We start from the raw sequence: 16,203 nt of genomic DNA, 5'->3' as shown, positions 1-16,203 counted from the left end.
CCTGCCGCACACGCGAACAGCCGCCGATCTCCGGAGTCTCCGTGAGGAATCGCTGATCGCGTCCAGAAATACGGGGTCGGATGCGGCCATGACTGCTGTTTCCAGGCGGCCGGGCGGGGGTGTGCACACCCCGCCCGGTCCGCAATGGAGTTCTACCAGGTCGGGGGGCTCGCGTTGGGGAGATCGGGGTGATCGACGTCGCTCTCTAGAATGAGACGACCGTGTTCGTCGCTTCCAGGAGCCGCCGTGACCATTCAGCCCGTTCGCCTGTTCGGCGATCCGATTCTGCGCGCCCGTGCGGCGGAGGTCACCGAATTCGATCGTGAGCTGCGCCAGTTGGTCGCCGACCTGACCGACACCATGCACGACGACGGCGGCGTCGGCATGGCCGCGCCGCAGATCGGCGTCGGCCTGCGGGTGTTCGTCTACGACACCGGCGACGCGGCGGGACATCTGGTGAATCCGACCTACACGGTGGTGGGTGACGAGGAGCAGGTCGGTCCGGAGGGCTGCCTGTCCATTCCCGGCCTGCGGTACGACACGCGCCGCGCGCTGCGAGTGCGCGCGTCCGGTGTCGACATGCACGGCAAGCCCGTGGAATTCGCCGCGGAGGAGCTGTTGGCGCGTTGCGTGCAGCACGAGACCGATCACCTCGACGGCATGCTGTTCATCGACCGCCTCGATCCGGCCTCCCGCAAGGAGGCGATGCGCACCATCCGGGAATCCGACTGGTTCGTCTCGGGCATCACGGTGCGCGACTCGCGCGGTGCGGGTCAGGCCGGACCGTTCGGACGGAGCCGCTGATGCGCGTCGTCTTCGCAGGCACCCCCGAACCCGCCGTGCCCTCGCTGCGCAGGCTCATCGAGTCCGAGCGCCACGAAGTGGTCGCCGTCGTCACCCGGCCCGACGCCGTCGCAGGCCGCGGTCGCAAGGTGACGCGGTCGCCGATCGGCGCGCTGGCCGACGAGCACGGCATCCCCGTGCTCACCCCGCGCCGCCCCAGCGAACCCGAATTCATCGGGCAGCTCACCGAATTGGCCCCGGACTGCTGTCCGGTGGTGGCCTACGGCGCGCTGCTGCCGCAGCGGGTGCTCGACATCCCGCGCTTCGGCTGGATCAACCTGCACTTCTCGCTGTTGCCCGCGTGGCGTGGCGCGGCGCCGGTGCAGGCCGCCATCGACGCCGGTGACGAGATCACCGGCGCGTCCACCTTCCTCATCGAGGCTGGTCTGGACACCGGACCGGTCTTCGGCGTGGTCACCGAGAAGGTCGCGGTGACCGACACCGCGGGCACCCTGCTCGGCAAGCTCGCCGAAACCGGCGCGCATCTGCTCGAAACCACCTTGGACGGCGTCGAGGACGGCACCCTGCATGCGGTGCCGCAGTCCACGGACGGCGTCTCCTATGCGCCGAAGGTGGCCGCGGAGGACGGCCACATCCGCTGGGATCTGCCCGCGCTCGCCATCAGCAGGCGCATTCGCGCCGTCACCCCCGCGCCCGGCGCCTGGACCGAGGTGAACGGCACCCGGCTGAAGCTCGGACCGGTCGAGATGGTGCAGGAGGCGCTGCCCGAACGCGTCATCGAGGTGCGCAAGACCGGCGTCTTCGTCGGCACCGCGACCACCGCCGTGCGCCTGGATCAGGTACAGCCGCAGGGTAAACGGATGATGGCCGCCCTCGATTGGGCGCGCGGCGCGCGCCTGCAGCCCGGCGCGGTGGTCGAATGAGCCCCGCGGATCGCCCACGCAAGTCCGACGACGTCGACGGCGGATGGGCCAAACGCGCCGCCCGCAAGCAGGAGACCCGCCGGGACGCCGCGTCGGGCAAGCTGGCTCGCGAGTCGGAGTCGTACACCGGAAGCCGTGGCGCGCAACGGAAATCGGATTCGCCGCGCAAACCGTTCCGTTCCGATCGGGACGCGGCGGACTACCGGGGTCGAGACGACCGTCGATTCGAGGGGAAATCGACTCGGGGCTTCGAGAAGCCGGGCGGCGGCAAGCCGGCGGGTGGCCGGGCGGGACGCGAGTCCGGTTACGGCGCAGGACGTTCCGAGGCGGGACGACCGGGCTACGGCCGCGCCGACCGATCGGCGCAGGCGCCCAGCGGCAAGAGCGGTCGCGAACGATTCTGGGACGACAGGTCGGAAGGCAGGCCAGAGGCACGCGGCGGGGATGCCTCCGGGCGCCGCTCGGATTCCGGCGCGGGAGCGCACGGGAAGCGGCGTGCGGACGACGCCGTCGGCGGACGGTCCGAGCGCGGCGGACGCCCGGCGGAGCGGTCGTCGGGCGCCAAGCGAGCCGGGCGCGGTGAGGCGAAAACCACTGGCACGGAGAAGGATCGGGGCTCGGCAGGAAAGCGGTCCCGGCGCACCGTGAGCGTGGACCCCGTGCGCGAGGTCGCGCTCGAGGTGCTGCGGGCGGTACGGGAGCGCGACGCCTACGCGAATCTCGTCCTGCCCGGCCTGCTTCGCGACCGGCACCTGTCCGGCCGGGACGCGGCGCTGGCCACCGAGCTGGCCTACGGGACCTGCCGGACAACGGGCCTGCTGGACGCGGTGATCGCGCACGGCGCGGGCCGTTCGGTCGAGGAGATCGACGGACCGCTGCTCGACATCTTGCGGCTCGGCGCCTACCAGCTGCTGCGCACCCGCATCGGCGCGCACGCCGCGGTCGACACCTCGGTGGCATTGGCCAGGGCCGAATTCGGCGCGGGCAAATCGGGTTTCGTGAACGCGGTGCTGCGGCGCGTGGGGGAGAAGTCCGCCGAGGAGTGGGTCGAGACGCTGGCCCCTGCCGATCCGGTGGGACGGCTGGCCTTCGAGTACGCGCATCCGGCCTGGATCGCTCAGGCGTTCGCCGACGCGCTCGGCGCCCGCGCGGGCGAACTGCGTGACCTGCTCGCCGCCGACGACGAGCGGCCGGTCGTGCACCTGGTCGCCCGGCCCGGTGAGATCACCGCCGAGGAACTGGCGCTGGTCACCGGCGGCGAAGAGGGCCGCTGGTCGCCGTACGCCGTGTACCTCGAGGGCGGTGATCCGGGGCGGCTGGAGCCGGTGCGCGAAGGCATGGCCGCGGTACAGGACGAGGGCAGCCAGCTGGTGGCCTTGAGCCTGACCCGGGCGCCGCTGGAGGGTCCGGACGGCGGGCGCTGGCTCGACATGTGCGCCGGACCTGGCGGCAAGGCGGCCCTGCTCGGCGCGCTCGCGGCGATCGATCGCTTCCAAGTGGACGCCGTGGAGCCCGCCGAACACCGCGCCGAACTGGTGCGCAAGGCCACCCACGACCTTCCGGTGCGGGTGCACGTCGTCGACGGCCGCGACAGCGGTCTGGCGCCCGGCTACGACCGCATCCTGGTCGACGCGCCGTGCACCGGCCTCGGCGCGCTGCGGCGCAGGCCGGAGGCGCGCTGGCGGCGCACCCCCGCCGACGTGCGCGACCTGGTCGTGCTGCAACGCGAATTGCTCACCGCGGCATGGGATCTGGTCCGTCCCGGTGGCGTGGTGGTGTACTCGACCTGCTCGCCCCACCTGGCCGAGACCGTGTCGATCGTCGCCGACCATGTCCGCCGCACGGGCGCCGTCGAACTCGACACCGGCGAGTTGCTCCCCGGCGTCACCGACGTCGGCGACGGCCCCGCCGCGCAGCTCTGGCCGCATCGCCACGGCACCGACGCCATGTTCATGGCGGCGCTGCGTAAACCGATCTGAGGTAAACCGCTCTGAGGTAAACCGGCCCGATGGAACCGGTCCGTGCGAACGCGCCGGTTCCATCCGTCCAATCCCTCGGAGCCCGCGCGACGCACACTGGTCGCATGACTCTGACGTGGCAAGACGTGGTGGCGATCGCGACCGAGCTCCCTGCGGTCGAGGAGTCGACGTGGTGGCGCAGCCCCGCGCTGAAGGTGGGCGGCAAGGGGATCGCGCGGCTGCGGTCGGAGGCCGAGGGCGGGCTCGTGCTGCTGTGCGAGACGGTGGAGAAGGAGGCGTTGCTCGCCGCGGGCGATCCGGCCTTCTACACGACACCGCACTACGACGGATACCCGTACATCCTCATCGATCTCGACCGGATCGCACCGGATCAGCTACGCGAACTGATCGACGCCGCCTGGTGGCTTTCGGCGCCCGCGAAGATCCGCAAGCAGCGCGCGGCGGGATGAACCGTCAGTCCCGGCTCGACAGCTCCCGCAGCCGGGCAAGGGTTTTCGCCAGGATGCGCGAGACGTGCATCTGCGAGATGCCCATCTGCTTGGCGATCTGGGTCTGGGTCATGGATTCGAAGAAACGCATGGTGAGGATCCGGCGTTCGCGCTCCGGCAGTCCGGCCAGCAGCGGCCGGATGGCGACGTACTCCTCCACCCGGTCGAACTGGGATTCCTCCTCGCCCAGCGTGTCCAGCAGCGAGGCCTCGGTGTCGCGGCCGAGCGCCGCGGCGTCGATGGAACTGGGCTGATAGGCGTTGCCCGCGATGACGGCCTGGGTCACCTCGTCGGGATCGACGTCGAGTTCCGCCGCGATCTCCTTGGCGGTCGGGGAGCGGCCGAGGGTCTGCGAGAGCGTGTCGATGGCCGACCCGATGCGCAGGTGGGTCTCCTTGACCCGCCGCGGCACCCGCATGGCCCAGGTGTTGTCGCGGAAGTAGCGCCGGACCTCGCCCATGATGGTCGGCACAGCGAACGAGAGGAAGTTCGATCCGCGCGAGATGTCGAAACGGTCCACCGCGTGCACCAGCCCCACCCTGGCGACCTGGGTGAGGTCGTCGAACGGTTCGCCGCGGCCGCTGAACTTGCGCGCGATGTGGTCGGCGAGCGGGATGCAGCGGCCGATCAGCTCGGCGCGCACCGCGGCATGCTCGGCGGTGCCCTGTTCGGCCGAGCTCAGCCGCTCGAACAACGCGTTCAGATCGTCGTAGCCGGTGACCGAACCGGCCTCCGCGACGGCTTCCGCGTCCTCGGCGGCGTCGGTGGGCTCGGATTCGGCTTCCTCATCGCGGTCCTGGTCGAACACGGTGTCCTCGTCCGCCACTACGCCTTCCCCCGGACCCGACGGAACTCCACCGTCGTCGGATATCCGGAGAGCGCCGCATCGTACGAATTCTGCGTCGCCTCGACCGAGTCGGTGAGCGTCCGCAGCACATGCCAGCCGAAGCTGCGCTGGTCAGGTAGCCCCTCGGTCTCGGCCACACCGGTGACCTCGACCAGCAGCTGGGCCTCCCCGATGGTGAATCGGCAGTCCAGGCTGGTGCCCGCCGCGGCTAGCGCGATGAGGGTCGAGCACACCTCGTCGACGGCCAGCCGGATGTCGGCTACTTCGTCCAGGGTGAAATCGCTGAGCAGGACGAGAGTTTCGGCGAGCCCGCGCACGATGGGCAGCTGCGTGACCGATGCGGCCACCCGAATCTCCACCGGGGTGCTGTAGAGCCCCTGTTCCGCCGAAATGTTGATCACTCTGCACAGGCTACCCACTGGAGGCCGCCGACAATCACCGATTCCCTGCGGTAGGACATGTGATCCCGGCTCGGTACACTCCCGGGCTGTGTCCTCTCCGACGTTTTCCCGCCCTGGCCAGCCGATGATCGCGCCGTCCATCCTGTCCGCCGATTTCGCCCATCTCGCGGACGAGGCCCGCCGGGTGGAAGGCTCGGACTGGCTGCACGTCGACGTGATGGACGCCCATTTTGTGCCGAATCTCACGCTGGGCCTTCCGGTGGTCGAGAGTCTGCTCAAGGTAACGGACATACCGCTGGACTGCCACCTGATGATCGAGGACCCGGGCCGCTGGGCCCCGCCGTACGCGGAGGCGGGCGCGCACAACGTCACCTTCCACGCCGAGGCGACCGACGACCCGATCGCCGTGGCGCGCGACATCCGCGCGGCGGGCGCGAAGGCCGGTCTGTCGGTGAAGCCGAACACGCCGATCGAGCCGTACCTGGAGATTCTGCGCGAGTTCGACACCCTGCTGGTGATGAGCGTGGAGCCGGGCTTCGGCGGGCAGTCGTTCATCGCGCACGTGCTGGACAAGGCGCGCACCGTGCGCAGGCTGGTCGATGCGGGCGAGCTGCGACTGATCGTCGAGATCGACGGCGGCATCAACGCCGACACCATCGAGCAGGCAGCCGAGGCGGGGATCGACTGCTTCGTGGCAGGCTCGGCGGTCTACAACACCGCCGATCCCGGCGCCACCGTGGCGGCGCTGCGGCGGCAGGCGGCCGCCGTCTGGCACTGAGCGGCGGCGCCGGAAGAGGCCGCGGCGACGCGGCCGAATTCGGTTACAGCGCGCGGTTTTTCGGTGTCCCGAGGGCGAGCGTCGCCTCGATGACCACGTTCGACGGCGGCAGTGTCGTCGCGCTCTCGGGCGGCCGCACCCAGACGCGGTAGCCGGTGCGCTCGTCGTCGGGCGAGGGCAGCACCACCTGGCTTCCGGTGCAGGCGACCGTCGCGTACAGACGGAAGAGTTCGGCGGAGATGTGGGCGGTGAGCGCATCGGGTCGAGCGGGCCCGGTGATGAACGTCCACCGCCGCGCGCGCGGATGATGGACGACCGGTGCGGCGATCCGTGCCTGCGTGAGTTTCCCTTGCACTTGGTCGCCGAGCTCGGCGGGCATCGTGACGGCGCCGTAGTGGGTGCCGATGTGCAGCAGGATGCGGCGCGACGTGGGATCGATCGATGCGGGCATATGGAACTCGCGCCGGTACTGCAGGCAGCGGACTTCCAGTGTCGAATCGACAAACGTGGTCACGCGGCACCCCCATCGGTGTCGAACTCGTGTCGGCCGACTGCGCTTTCCGGCTTCCTCGAGTGGTGGATTTCCTTGGGTCGAACTCGGGCACTGCGTTCGAACGCGGGCACTGCCCTGGCGAAGCGGCGTCGACCTCGTCGAATCATTCGACGGCGAACTGCGCGGATCGGAAGTTGAACGGTAGTTGTCAGCTACATAACAATATTGCGTCCGTTTTCGCCGCGGCGCAAGAAGTTGGTGTATCTGTGTTTCGGCTGGGTATCAGCACAGGTTGGACGTTACGCGGGCCGGGTGAAATCGACCGGCGAACGCGTCGAAAGTTCCGCTGAACAATTGTCGTCGACAGGTGAACGTGGAAATTCCGGTATGACTGTACGGAATTGTTTCGAAAGAACTCGAATAATGCTCTTCCGGTGGTGGATAAAAGTCTGCCCGGCTGTTTCGGTGGCGTGTCGCAGAATTACGGTTTCTGATGCGGGTCGGCGGGCCCACCGTGCGGGGGCCGGTACGACCCCGCGTCGTTACGCTGGGAGTGCACCGAACGCCGGGAATAGCGCCGGGGTCCCGGCTGTTCCGCAACCGTACGTACACACGCGACAGGGAGTCACGCATGTTCACAGGCATCGTCGAGGAGCTGGGCGAGATCGTCGCCACCGAGCAGCTGGCCGACGCCGCGCGCCTGACCATCAAGGGCAAGCTCGTCACCTCCGATGCCGGACACGGTGATTCGATCGCGGTCAACGGCGTGTGCCTGACCGTGGTCGAGGTCGTCGGCGGCGACTCCTTCACCGTCGACGTCATGCAGGAGACGCTGAACCGCTCCTCCATCGGCGGGCTCGGCGAGGGCTCGCGGGTCAACCTGGAACGCGCCGCCGCGCTGAACAGCCGCCTCGGCGGACACCTGGTGCAGGGTCACGTCGACGGCACCGGCACGGTGCTGTCGCGCACCCCCTCGGAGAACTGGGAGGTCGTGCGCATCTCCCTGCCGGACGCGATCGCCCGCTACGTGGTGGAGAAGGGCTCGATCACCGTCGACGGCATCTCGCTCACCGTCTCGGGCCTCGGCATCGCCGACGAGCCCGCCGCCGACGGCAACCGCGACTGGTTCGAGGTCTCGCTGATCCCCACCACGCTCTCCCTGACGAATCTGGGCTTCGCGGTCGCGGGGACGACCGTGAACCTCGAGGTCGACGTCATCGCCAAGTACGTCGAACGCCTGCAGCAGCGCGGCTGAGCGCGCGGGCGGGTGCGCCGCCGCGGGCGCACGGGACAGGCCTTACTGTAGTGAGGCACCTAATTCGAGATGGAGCACAGCAGACGTGACCAGGTTCGACACCATCGAGCGCGCAGTCGCCGACATCGCCGCGGGTAAGGCCGTCGTAGTCGTCGACGACGAGGATCGCGAGAACGAGGGCGACCTCATCTTCGCCGCGGAAAAGGCCACCCCCGAGTTGGTCGCCTTCATGATCCGCTACACGTCCGGTTACATCTGTGTGCCGCTGACCGGTGACGATTGCGATCGCCTCGGCCTGCCGCCGATGTACGCCACGAACCAGGACAAGCACGGCACCGCCTACACCGTGTCGGTCGACGCCCGCGAGGGCATCACCACCGGTATCTCGGCCGCCGACCGCGCCACCACCATGCGCCTGCTCGCCGACGCCGCCGCCAAGGCCGACGACCTGACCCGACCCGGCCACGTGGTGCCGTTGCGTGCCAAGGAGGGCGGCGTGCTGCGCCGTCCCGGCCACACCGAGGCCGCCGTCGACCTGGCCCGCATGGCGGGCCTGCATCCGGCGGGCGTGATCTGCGAGATCGTCAGCCAGAAGGACGAGGGCCACATGGCCCGGACCGAGGAACTGCGCGTCTTCGCCGACGAGCACGAGCTGGCGCTGATCTCCATCGCGGACATGATCGCCTGGCGGCGCAAGCACGAGAAGCAGGTGGTGCGGGTCGCCGAGGCGCGCATCCCCACCGCGCACGGCGATTTCACGGCCGTCGGGTACCAGAGCATCTACGACGAGGTCGAGCACGTCGCGCTGGTGCGCGGCGACATCAGCGACGGCGAGGACGTGCTGGTCCGGGTGCACTCCGAATGCCTGACCGGTGACGTGTTCGGTTCGCTGCGCTGCGACTGCGGCCCGCAACTGGACGCCGCGCTGGAGATGGTGGACAGCGAAGGCCGCGGCGTCGTGCTGTACATGCGCGGTCACGAGGGCCGCGGCATCGGGCTGATGCACAAGCTGCAGGCCTACCAGCTGCAGGACTCGGGCCACGACACCGTCGACGCGAACCTGGAGCTCGGCCTGCCCGCCGACGCCCGCGACTACGGCACCGGCGCGCAGATCCTGGTCGACCTCGGTATCCGGTCGATGCGCCTGCTCACCAACAACCCGGCCAAGCGGGTCGGCCTCGACGGCTACGGCCTGCGCATCACCGAGCGCGTCCCGATGCCGTTGCGCGCCAACGCCGAGAACCTGCGTTACCTGCGCACCAAGCGCGACCGGATGGGTCACGACCTGATCGGTCTCGACGAACTCGACCTCGGCGAAACGGCGCAGTGAGCTTCCACGACCTTCGGAAAGGCGGAACACGATGAGCGGCACCGGCGTACCCAGCTTCGAGCTGTCGGATGCCAAGGACCTCGAGCTCGGCATCGTCGCCTCACGCTGGCACACCGAGATCTGCGACACGCTCGTGGCGAATGCCGAGCGGGTGGCGAAGGAGGCGGGTGTCCGGCACGTGACGGTGGTGCGCTGCGCCGGCGCCATGGAGCTGCCGGTGGTCGCTCAGGAACTGGCCCGCACGCATGACGCGGTCGTCGCGCTCGGCGTCGTGATCCGCGGCGGCACACCGCATTTCGAATACGTCTGCGATGCCGTGACCGCGGGCCTCACCCGGGTCTCGCTGGATGCCGCCACGCCGGTCGCCAACGGCGTGCTGACCACCGACACCGAGGAGCAGGCGCTGGATCGCGCCGGGCTGCCCGGTTCGGCCGAGAACAAGGGCGAGCAGGCCTGCGCTGCGGCGCTGGACGCCGCGCTCACCCTGCGCGCGCTGCGGCAGTCCGCGTAAGTCATGCCGGTCGTCCGCATCTGGAGGAGGAACGACGGCACGCGGCCTGTCGGCGGTGCGGCCGACGCCGAGTGGGACCTCGAGGTGCGCCCGCGCCGCGCGGTGCTGACGGCGCGGATCGTCGCCGTGCTGATCGTGGCCGTGTTCGCGGTGGGCGGCATCTGGCTGCGCAGCGGTTCGACCGGCGTCAACTTCCGGCTCGCCGACCAGATCGCGATGATCGGCATCGGCGTGCTCGGCGCGGCCGCGGTGCTGATGCTGACCCGCCCCCGGGTGCGCGTCGGCTCGCGCGGAGTGTCGGTGCGCAACATCCTCGGCGACACCCTGTTCGGCTGGGAACACATCCGCGGCGTCTCGTTTCCGGACCGGAAGTCCTGGGCGCGATTGGAATTGGTCGACGACGACTACGTCCCCCTGCTCGCGATCCGCTCCAACGACAAGGCGCACGCCGCGCGAGCGATGGACCGGCTGCGCGAACTCGGTGCGAGATATACGCAGTCGGACGAGCCGAAGCAGGACTGACGCACACGATCCGGCGGCGCCCGCGGCGCGCCGGTAGTCTCGCGACATGACGCCGGGTTCGCTCGTCTTCGCCGACGATCCGCTCATGGATCCGATGTCGCTGTCGCGCTGAACGATCGTCCGCGCGCGGCTCAGCGCGTGTCGCCGAGGACCGCGCCCTCGCGCCGTGGATCAGCGCCGCCGATCAGCCCGGCGCCCTCGCGGACCAGCGCGCTCAGCCCGCTGGACTGGGGTGCGACGGATACCTGGTGGCCGAGTTCGCGCAGGCGCCGTACGAGCGGATCGTGGTCGCCGTTGTCGGTCGCGTCGATGGCCGGGTGTTCGCCGCCGACGCCGGTGGTGGGGGTATTGCCCGCGCCGAACGAGACAGCCGAGACCGCCTGTTGCGGGTCGAGCCCCCAATCCAGCATCCCGATCAGCGTTTTCACCACGAACTGGATGATCACCGAACCGCCCGGCGATCCCGTGACGTGGGTGAGCTCGCCGCGGGCGCCGTCCGGCGCGCGATCGAAGACCAGGGTGGGCGCCATCGAACTGCGCGGGCGCTTGCCGGGTTGCAGCCGGTTCGCGACCGGTGTGCCGTCCGGGTCGACGGGTTCCGCGGCGAAGTCGGTGAGCTGGTTGTTCAGCACGAAACCGTCGACGACGTGGAAGGACCCGAACGCGGACTCGACCGTGGTGGTCAGGGCGGCCGCGTTTCCGTACTTGTCGATCACCGAGATGTGGCTGGTGCCGTGTTCGGGCGGCTGCGGACCGACGCCCACCGGGACCGGTCCGAAGTCGCCGGGTTTGGCGGTCCCCATGCTGCGGCCGGGGTCGATCAGCGACGCCCGCTGCTTCAGATAGTTCTTGTCGATGAGAGTCTGGGCCGAATTTCCCGGCAGCGGAACGAAGTCGGTGTCGGCCACGTATTTGTTGCGGTCCGCGTAGGCCAGCCGCTCGGCTTCCGAGATCAGGTGCACGGCTTCGGCCCTCGGCTTGCCGCCGTTGCGATCGACGGTCTCGGGTTTCAGCGCGGCCAGATCGAAATTCTCCAGGATGCCCAGGGTGGCCGCGACCGTGCTGCCGCCCGAGGAGGGCGCCGGCATGCCGCAGATCTCGTGCCCGCGGTAGCCGCCGCACAGCGCCGTGCGCTTCTTCACCTGATAGCCGGCGAGATCCTGGGCGGTGAGCAGGCTGGGCGTGCGCCCGCCGGCCCCCGTGGTCGCCGCCTCGACGATGTCCGCGGCGATGGCGCCGGTGTAGAAGGCGTCCGCGCCGTCGGAGGCGATGGCGCTCAACGTTTTCGACATCGCCGGGTTGGTCAGCTTCGTGCCCGCGGGCTTCGGCGAACCGTCGGGCTCGAGGAAGTACTGTTCGGCGGCTTCGTCCCTGGCCAGATCCCGCGCCGATTCCGCGATCTGGCCCGCGAGCCGGGGACTGATGGCGAAGCCGTCGTCGGCCAGCGCGATGGCCGGATCGAACAGCTCGCGCCACCCGGTCTTACCGTGCTCGCGGTGCGCGAGCTCCAGCATCCGCAGCACCCCTGGCACGCCGATCGAGCGGCCGCTGGCGCGCGTGTTCGGCTGCGGCTCGGTGCGGTCGGCGTCGCTGATCCAGCGCAGATAGTTCTCGGTGGCCGCGGCGGGCGCCACCTCGCGGCCGTCGTACGCCTCGACGGTCTTGGTCGTCCCGTCGTAGTACAGCAGGAACGCGCCGCCGCCGATGCCGGAGGCCTGCGGCTCCACCAGGCCGAGCACCAGCTGCGCGGTGACCAGCGCGTCGGCCGCGGTGCCGCCGTCGTGCAGCACCCGGCAGGCCGCCTCGGTCGCAAGGGGATTCGCGGTGGAGACCGCGTACGACCCGGTGCGCACCGCCGTCATCCCGCTGCGATATCCGGAGGCGATCTCGGGGTTGGTGCTCAGGTTCTTGGTGGTCGTGCCCGCCGCGGTCGGCGGCGCCGCGAGCACGGGCGTCCCGTTGGGTGCGCTGGTGCATTCGGCGGTTGTCGTCTCCTCGGTCGAGGAACATCCGGTGAGAAGCCCGACCGTGAGCAGCGTTGCCGCGGCGGCTCCGGTCCAGCTGTGTCGCGCGCGCGTCATGGCCTGGACTGTAGCCCTCCGGACCGACAGCGGTACGGCTTTCGGGCGAGGGCGTCAGTTACCCGCGCCGTCCGAACCGCGCATGCAGAGGGTGAGATTCCGCTTGTCCCAGGTCCGCGCGCTCGCGCCGTTCTCGTCCAACGGACAGTTCTGCACCGGCGTGATCTCGTGGAACACCGCTGTCACCATGATCGATCCCGGCGTACCGCAGTCCACCCTGAGCGGCTCGGACCAATCGGAGGCGTCGTAGCACGTGCCTGCCTGCCAGTCGTAGGCAAAGCAGTAGTGGTACACCAACCGGCCGGTCGAATCCCGTTGCGTCTGTTGCACACTCACCCGAGGTTCGGTGCAGGGACCGTACTGCACCAGCCGGTAGACCGACCCGAGCGACTCGCACGGCACTTTCTCGGGACGGGCGATCGGCCGGGCCGGGGTGCCCGGCGCACCCGGTGATTGCAGCGCCGCGCATTCGCCGATTGCCATGCCCGCGAGCGGATCCGGTGTCGTCGTGGTCGGCGGTGCGGTGGTGGTGCGCGCGGTGGAGGTGGTCGTGCCTGCCGCGCCCGCCGGCTCGTCGCTCGTCCGCGCGCCGAGGAAGAACGCGCCGACAACGACCAGGCACAAGACCATGCCGAGCAGAAACCCGAGTGCGACCGCGCGGCCGCGTTTCGGCGGCGTCGGAGCGGGCCCCGCGGGATCGAGCGCAGGGCCGGGCACGGGCGATGGAGTTGTCACGCGGTATTTCCCCCGGAAGATCGAACGAAGCGGCCCGGCAGGCCCGGTTCGGGGAACTGACCGGCGCCGCGTGAATTTACCGCGCGCACCCGTTTCGCGCCAAAGGTAGCGCTCGAATCGCCGGTGCCCCTTGCGCTCTCGCGCGCCGCCGGGATCGATGGACGTCCGCCGCGGCGTCGGTACCCTGGTCGAATGGATATCGAGGCCGTGCTTTTCGACTTCTCCGGGACGATCTTTCGGCTGGAGGAGGACGAGTCATGGGGTGACGATCTGATCGGCGCCGACGGCGCGGATTTCGACGTCGAGGCCAAGGCCGAGATTCTGCGGCGGATGACGGCGCCGGTCGAGCAGTTCATGACCTTCGACGCCGAGGGCCAGCGGGCCTGGGACAACCGGGATCTGGATCCGGCGATGCACCGGCACGCGTACCTGGAGGTGCTGCGCTCCTCCGGCGTGCCGACCGAGGACCAGGCCGAACGGCTCTACGGCAGGCTGATCGATCCGCTGGCGTGGACGCCGTATCCCGACACCGGTGCCGTGCTGGAGTTCCTTGCCGCACAGGGCGTTCCGGTCGGTGTGGTGAGCAATATCGCATTCGACGTGCGGCCCGCGTTCCGTGCGCGGGGCTGGGACCGGTTCGTCGGCGCGACGGCGCTCTCCTTCGAGGTGGGCGTGATCAAGCCCGAGCCGGGGATCTTCCTCGCGGCGTTGAACGAGCTCGGCGTCGATCCGGCGCGGGCGCTGATGGTCGGCGACAGCGCCCACGCCGACGGCGGCGCGACGGCGCTCGGCTCGCGCTTCGCCCTCGTCGACCCGCTGCCCACCGCGCAGCGACCCGACGCGCTCGTCGACGCATTGCGCGCGCACGGGCTGGCCGTCCCGAGGTAGGTCGCCGCGCCGAGCCAGGACGGCGCGGGTTGCCCGGAAACCGTGTCCGACCCCGCCTATAGGCTGGTCGAGTGGCAGATCCAGCGAGGTACCGGCCGGCCCCCGGTACGATCCCCGTCGAACCCGGCGTCTACAAATTCCGGGACGCACAGCAGCGGGTCATCTACGTCGGCAAGGCCAAGAGCCTGCGCAGCAGGCTGAATTCCTATTTCGCCGACGTGGCCTCGCTGCACCCGCGCACCAAGCAGATGGTCACCACCGCCGCCGGCGTGGAGTGGACGGTCGTCTCCACCGAGGTGGAGGCGCTGCAGCTGGAATACAACTGGATCAAGGAATTCGATCCGCGGTTCAACGTGCGCTACCGGGACGACAAGTCCTACCCGGTGCTGGCCGTGACCTTGAACGAGGAATACCCGCGCCTGTTCGTCTACCGCGGCGCGCGCAAGAAGGGCGTGCGGTATTTCGGCCCGTACGCGCACGCCTGGGCCATTCGCGAGACGCTCGACCTGCTGCTGCGGGTGTTCCCCGCGCGCACCTGCTCGAACGGAGTCTTCAAGCGGCACAACCAGATCGGGCGTCCCTGCCTGCTCGGCTATATCGACAAGTGTTCCGCGCCGTGCGTCGGCAGGGTCACCGCCGACGAGCACCGCCGGATCGTGGACGATTTCTGCGACTTCCTCGCCGGGCGCACCGACCGGATGGTGCGCGATCTGGAGCGGCGCATGCACGCCGCCGCCGAGGACCTGGACTTCGAGACCGCGGCCCGGCTGCGCGACGACGTGCAGGCGCTGCGCCGCGCGCTGGAGAAGCAGGCCGTGGTGCTCGGCACCGGCACCGACGCCGACGTGATCGCCTTCGCTACCGACGAATTGGAGGCGGCGGTGCAGATCTTCCATGTCCGCGACGGCCGGGTGCGCGGTCAGCGCGGCTGGGTGGTCGACAAGTCCGGCGACGCCGTGGACACCGCGGCGTCCGGCGGTGAGCTGGCCGCGTTGGTCGAACAGTTCCTCACCCAGTTCTACGGCGAGCAGGTCGCCAACGCCGACGAGAGCCCGGACGAGCAGCCCGCCACCGTCGTCCCGCGCGAAGTGCTCGTGCCCGAGCTGCCCGCCGACCACGAGCAGATCCAGGAGTGGCTGAGCAGGCTGCGTGGTTCGGCGGTGCAGCTGCGCGTCCCGCAGCGCGGCGACAAGAAGGCACTCGCCGAGACCGTGCAGCGCAACGCCGCGGAGGCGCTCGCCCAGCACAAGCTCAAGCGCGCGGGCGACCTCACCTCCCGGTCCGCGGCCCTGCAGGACATCCAGGACGCGCTCGAGCTGGACAGCGCGCCGTTGCGCATCGAGTGCGTGGACATCAGCCACGTGCAGGGCACCGACGTGGTGGCCTCGCTGGTGGTGTTCGAGGACGGCCTGCCGCGCAAGTCCGAGTACCGGCACTACGCGATCAAGGAGGCCGCGGGCGACGGGCGCTCCGACGACGTCGGAAGCATCGCCGAGGTGACCAGGCGGCGGTTCTACCGGCTGCGCAAGGAACGCGACGAGATCGAGCGCGAGGAACTCGACGACGGCGTCGCCTCGCCGCTCGTCGACGCGGGCCCGGCCGCCGAGCCGGACGACGACGCCGCCGAACTCGAGCTCACCTCGCGCCCCGGCATCGACCCGCGCACCGGCCGTCCGCGCAAGTTCGCCTACCCGCCGAACCTGTACGTGGTCGACGGTGGCGCACCCCAGGTCGCGGCCGCCGCCGAGGTGCTGGACGAACTCGGCATCACCGACGTCGCCGTGATCGGCCTGGCCAAGCGCCTGGAGGAGGTCTGGGTGCCCGGCGAGCCCGACCCGGTGATCATGCCGCGCAACAGCGAGGCGCTGTTCTTGCTGCAACGGGTCCGCGACGAGGCGCACCGCTTCGCCATCACCTTCCACCGCAGCAAACGCTCGCGGCGAATGACCGCCTCCGCGCTGGATTCGGTGCGCGGACTCGGCGCGACGCGCCGGACCGCGCTGGTCACGCATTTCGGTTCGGTGGCCAAGTTGAAGGAGGCGACAGTCGAGCAGATCACCGAGGTACCCGGCATCGGCGTGGCGACGGCGAAAGCCGTGCTCGCGGCGCTGCGGGACGAGTGAGGGACCGCAAAATCTCCAGCTCCGGTCCGACCTGCATATATCCTC

16 protein-coding genes are annotated in these 16,203 nt (G+C 69.9%); 11 read left to right on the top strand and 5 right to left on the bottom strand.

All coding sequences use genetic code 11. The annotated features are described in order from the left end of the window. Window positions 1-246 precede the first annotated feature (246 nt). The 4 genes from def to ACRWNM_RS30860 all read left to right on the top strand — a co-directional run bounded on the left by def (window position 247) and on the right by ACRWNM_RS30860 (window position 4,155). Window positions 247-804: a peptide deformylase gene (gene def, locus ACRWNM_RS30875; RefSeq protein WP_431971658.1), complete on the top strand. Its 558-nt coding sequence runs from the start codon at window positions 247-249 to the stop codon at window positions 802-804. Beyond that, window positions 804-1,727: a methionyl-tRNA formyltransferase gene (gene fmt, locus ACRWNM_RS30870; protein ID WP_431971657.1), complete on the top strand. Its 924-nt coding sequence runs from the start codon at window positions 804-806 to the stop codon at window positions 1,725-1,727. Before def ends, fmt begins: the two co-directional genes overlap by 1 nt. A 644-nt stretch (window positions 1,728-2,371) precedes the next feature. Continuing rightward, a complete protein-coding gene (locus tag ACRWNM_RS30865; RefSeq protein WP_431971719.1) occupies window positions 2,372-3,706 on the top strand; it encodes an RsmB/NOP family class I SAM-dependent RNA methyltransferase in 1,335 nt (444 codons plus the stop codon). 104 nt (window positions 3,707-3,810) lie between these two features. After that, on the top strand, window positions 3,811-4,155 hold the full coding sequence (locus ACRWNM_RS30860) for an MmcQ/YjbR family DNA-binding protein (protein WP_431971656.1): 345 nt from the start codon (window positions 3,811-3,813) through the stop codon (window positions 4,153-4,155). 4 nt (window positions 4,156-4,159) lie between these two features. Here ACRWNM_RS30860 and ACRWNM_RS30855 read toward each other — a convergent pair whose 3' ends face one another. Continuing rightward, window positions 4,160-5,020, bottom strand: coding sequence for an RNA polymerase sigma factor SigF (locus ACRWNM_RS30855; protein ID WP_431971655.1), 861 nt, complete (start codon window positions 5,018-5,020; stop codon window positions 4,160-4,162). Beyond that, complete coding sequence (locus tag ACRWNM_RS30850; RefSeq protein WP_431971654.1) at window positions 5,020-5,442, bottom strand: ATP-binding protein; 423 nt, start codon at window positions 5,440-5,442, stop codon at window positions 5,020-5,022. Before ACRWNM_RS30850 ends, ACRWNM_RS30855 begins: the two co-directional genes overlap by 1 nt. Before the next feature lie 124 nt (window positions 5,443-5,566). On the opposite strand from ACRWNM_RS30850, the gene rpe reads away from it, so the two are divergent. Continuing rightward, the gene (gene rpe, locus ACRWNM_RS30845; RefSeq protein WP_431971718.1) at window positions 5,567-6,220 is read left to right on the top strand and encodes a ribulose-phosphate 3-epimerase; all 654 of its coding nucleotides are present in this window, start codon (window positions 5,567-5,569) and stop codon (window positions 6,218-6,220) included. A 43-nt stretch (window positions 6,221-6,263) separates the two neighbouring features. On the opposite strand, the gene ACRWNM_RS30840 is transcribed toward rpe, so the two are convergent. Beyond that, on the bottom strand, window positions 6,264-6,734 hold the full coding sequence (locus ACRWNM_RS30840; protein WP_431971653.1) for a hypothetical protein: 471 nt from the start codon (window positions 6,732-6,734) through the stop codon (window positions 6,264-6,266). Between the two features lie 610 nt (window positions 6,735-7,344). Between ACRWNM_RS30840 and ACRWNM_RS30835 the strand changes: the two genes are divergently transcribed. From ACRWNM_RS30835 to ACRWNM_RS30820, 4 genes are all read left to right on the top strand, one after another. After that, window positions 7,345-7,968, top strand: coding sequence for a riboflavin synthase (locus ACRWNM_RS30835; RefSeq protein WP_431971652.1), 624 nt, complete (start codon window positions 7,345-7,347; stop codon window positions 7,966-7,968). A gap of 85 nt (window positions 7,969-8,053) precedes the next feature. After that, window positions 8,054-9,298: a bifunctional 3,4-dihydroxy-2-butanone-4-phosphate synthase/GTP cyclohydrolase II gene (locus ACRWNM_RS30830; RefSeq protein ID WP_431971651.1), complete on the top strand. Its 1,245-nt coding sequence runs from the start codon at window positions 8,054-8,056 to the stop codon at window positions 9,296-9,298. Window positions 9,299-9,329: 31 nt separating this feature from the next. After that, window positions 9,330-9,809 carry a 6,7-dimethyl-8-ribityllumazine synthase gene (gene ribH / locus ACRWNM_RS30825; protein WP_431971650.1) on the top strand — a complete coding sequence of 160 codons (480 nt, stop codon included), beginning with the start codon at window positions 9,330-9,332 and terminating at the stop codon, window positions 9,807-9,809. Between the two features lie 3 nt (window positions 9,810-9,812). Further along, complete coding sequence (locus ACRWNM_RS30820; protein WP_431971649.1) at window positions 9,813-10,331, top strand: PH domain-containing protein; 519 nt, start codon at window positions 9,813-9,815, stop codon at window positions 10,329-10,331. A gap of 131 nt (window positions 10,332-10,462) precedes the next feature. On the opposite strand, the gene ggt is transcribed toward ACRWNM_RS30820, so the two are convergent. Beyond that, window positions 10,463-12,412, bottom strand: coding sequence for a gamma-glutamyltransferase (gene ggt / locus ACRWNM_RS30815; protein ID WP_431971648.1), 1,950 nt, complete (start codon window positions 12,410-12,412; stop codon window positions 10,463-10,465). 54 nt (window positions 12,413-12,466) lie between these two features. Beyond that, a complete protein-coding gene (locus ACRWNM_RS30810) occupies window positions 12,467-13,147 on the bottom strand; it encodes a hypothetical protein (RefSeq protein WP_431971647.1) in 681 nt (226 codons plus the stop codon). Between the two features lie 192 nt (window positions 13,148-13,339). On the opposite strand from ACRWNM_RS30810, the gene ACRWNM_RS30805 reads away from it, so the two are divergent. Together ACRWNM_RS30805 and uvrC are read left to right on the top strand one after the other, a co-directional pair. Then, window positions 13,340-14,035: an HAD family hydrolase gene (locus ACRWNM_RS30805; protein ID WP_431971646.1), complete on the top strand. Its 696-nt coding sequence runs from the start codon at window positions 13,340-13,342 to the stop codon at window positions 14,033-14,035. 71 nt (window positions 14,036-14,106) lie between these two features. After that, complete coding sequence (gene uvrC / locus ACRWNM_RS30800) at window positions 14,107-16,158, top strand: excinuclease ABC subunit UvrC (protein WP_431971645.1); 2,052 nt, start codon at window positions 14,107-14,109, stop codon at window positions 16,156-16,158. Window positions 16,159-16,203: the final 45 nt, after the last annotated feature.

Source organism: Nocardia sp. bgisy134 (genome assembly GCF_965341865.1).
GTDB lineage: Bacteria > Actinomycetota > Actinomycetes > Mycobacteriales > Mycobacteriaceae > Nocardia.
This window is presented reverse-complemented; position numbering and strand designations above follow the sequence as displayed.

Excerpts from the sequence above, each read along its gene's own strand:
- ribH (WP_431971650.1), top strand. The coding sequence starts at position 9,330 with ATGAGCGGCACCGGCGTACCCAGCTTCGAGCTGTCGGATGCCAAGGAC.
- ACRWNM_RS30820 (WP_431971649.1), top strand. The coding sequence starts at position 9,813 with ATGCCGGTCGTCCGCATCTGGAGGAGGAACGACGGCACGCGGCCTGTC.
- ACRWNM_RS30860 (WP_431971656.1), top strand. The coding sequence starts at position 3,811 with ATGACTCTGACGTGGCAAGACGTGGTGGCGATCGCGACCGAGCTCCCT.
- fmt (WP_431971657.1), top strand. The coding sequence starts at position 804 with ATGCGCGTCGTCTTCGCAGGCACCCCCGAACCCGCCGTGCCCTCGCTG.
- rpe (WP_431971718.1), top strand. The coding sequence starts at position 5,567 with ATGATCGCGCCGTCCATCCTGTCCGCCGATTTCGCCCATCTCGCGGAC.
- ACRWNM_RS30835 (WP_431971652.1), top strand. The coding sequence starts at position 7,345 with ATGTTCACAGGCATCGTCGAGGAGCTGGGCGAGATCGTCGCCACCGAG.
- ggt (WP_431971648.1), bottom strand. The coding sequence starts at position 12,412 with ATGACGCGCGCGCGACACAGCTGGACCGGAGCCGCCGCGGCAACGCTG.
- ACRWNM_RS30805 (WP_431971646.1), top strand. The coding sequence starts at position 13,340 with ATGGATATCGAGGCCGTGCTTTTCGACTTCTCCGGGACGATCTTTCGG.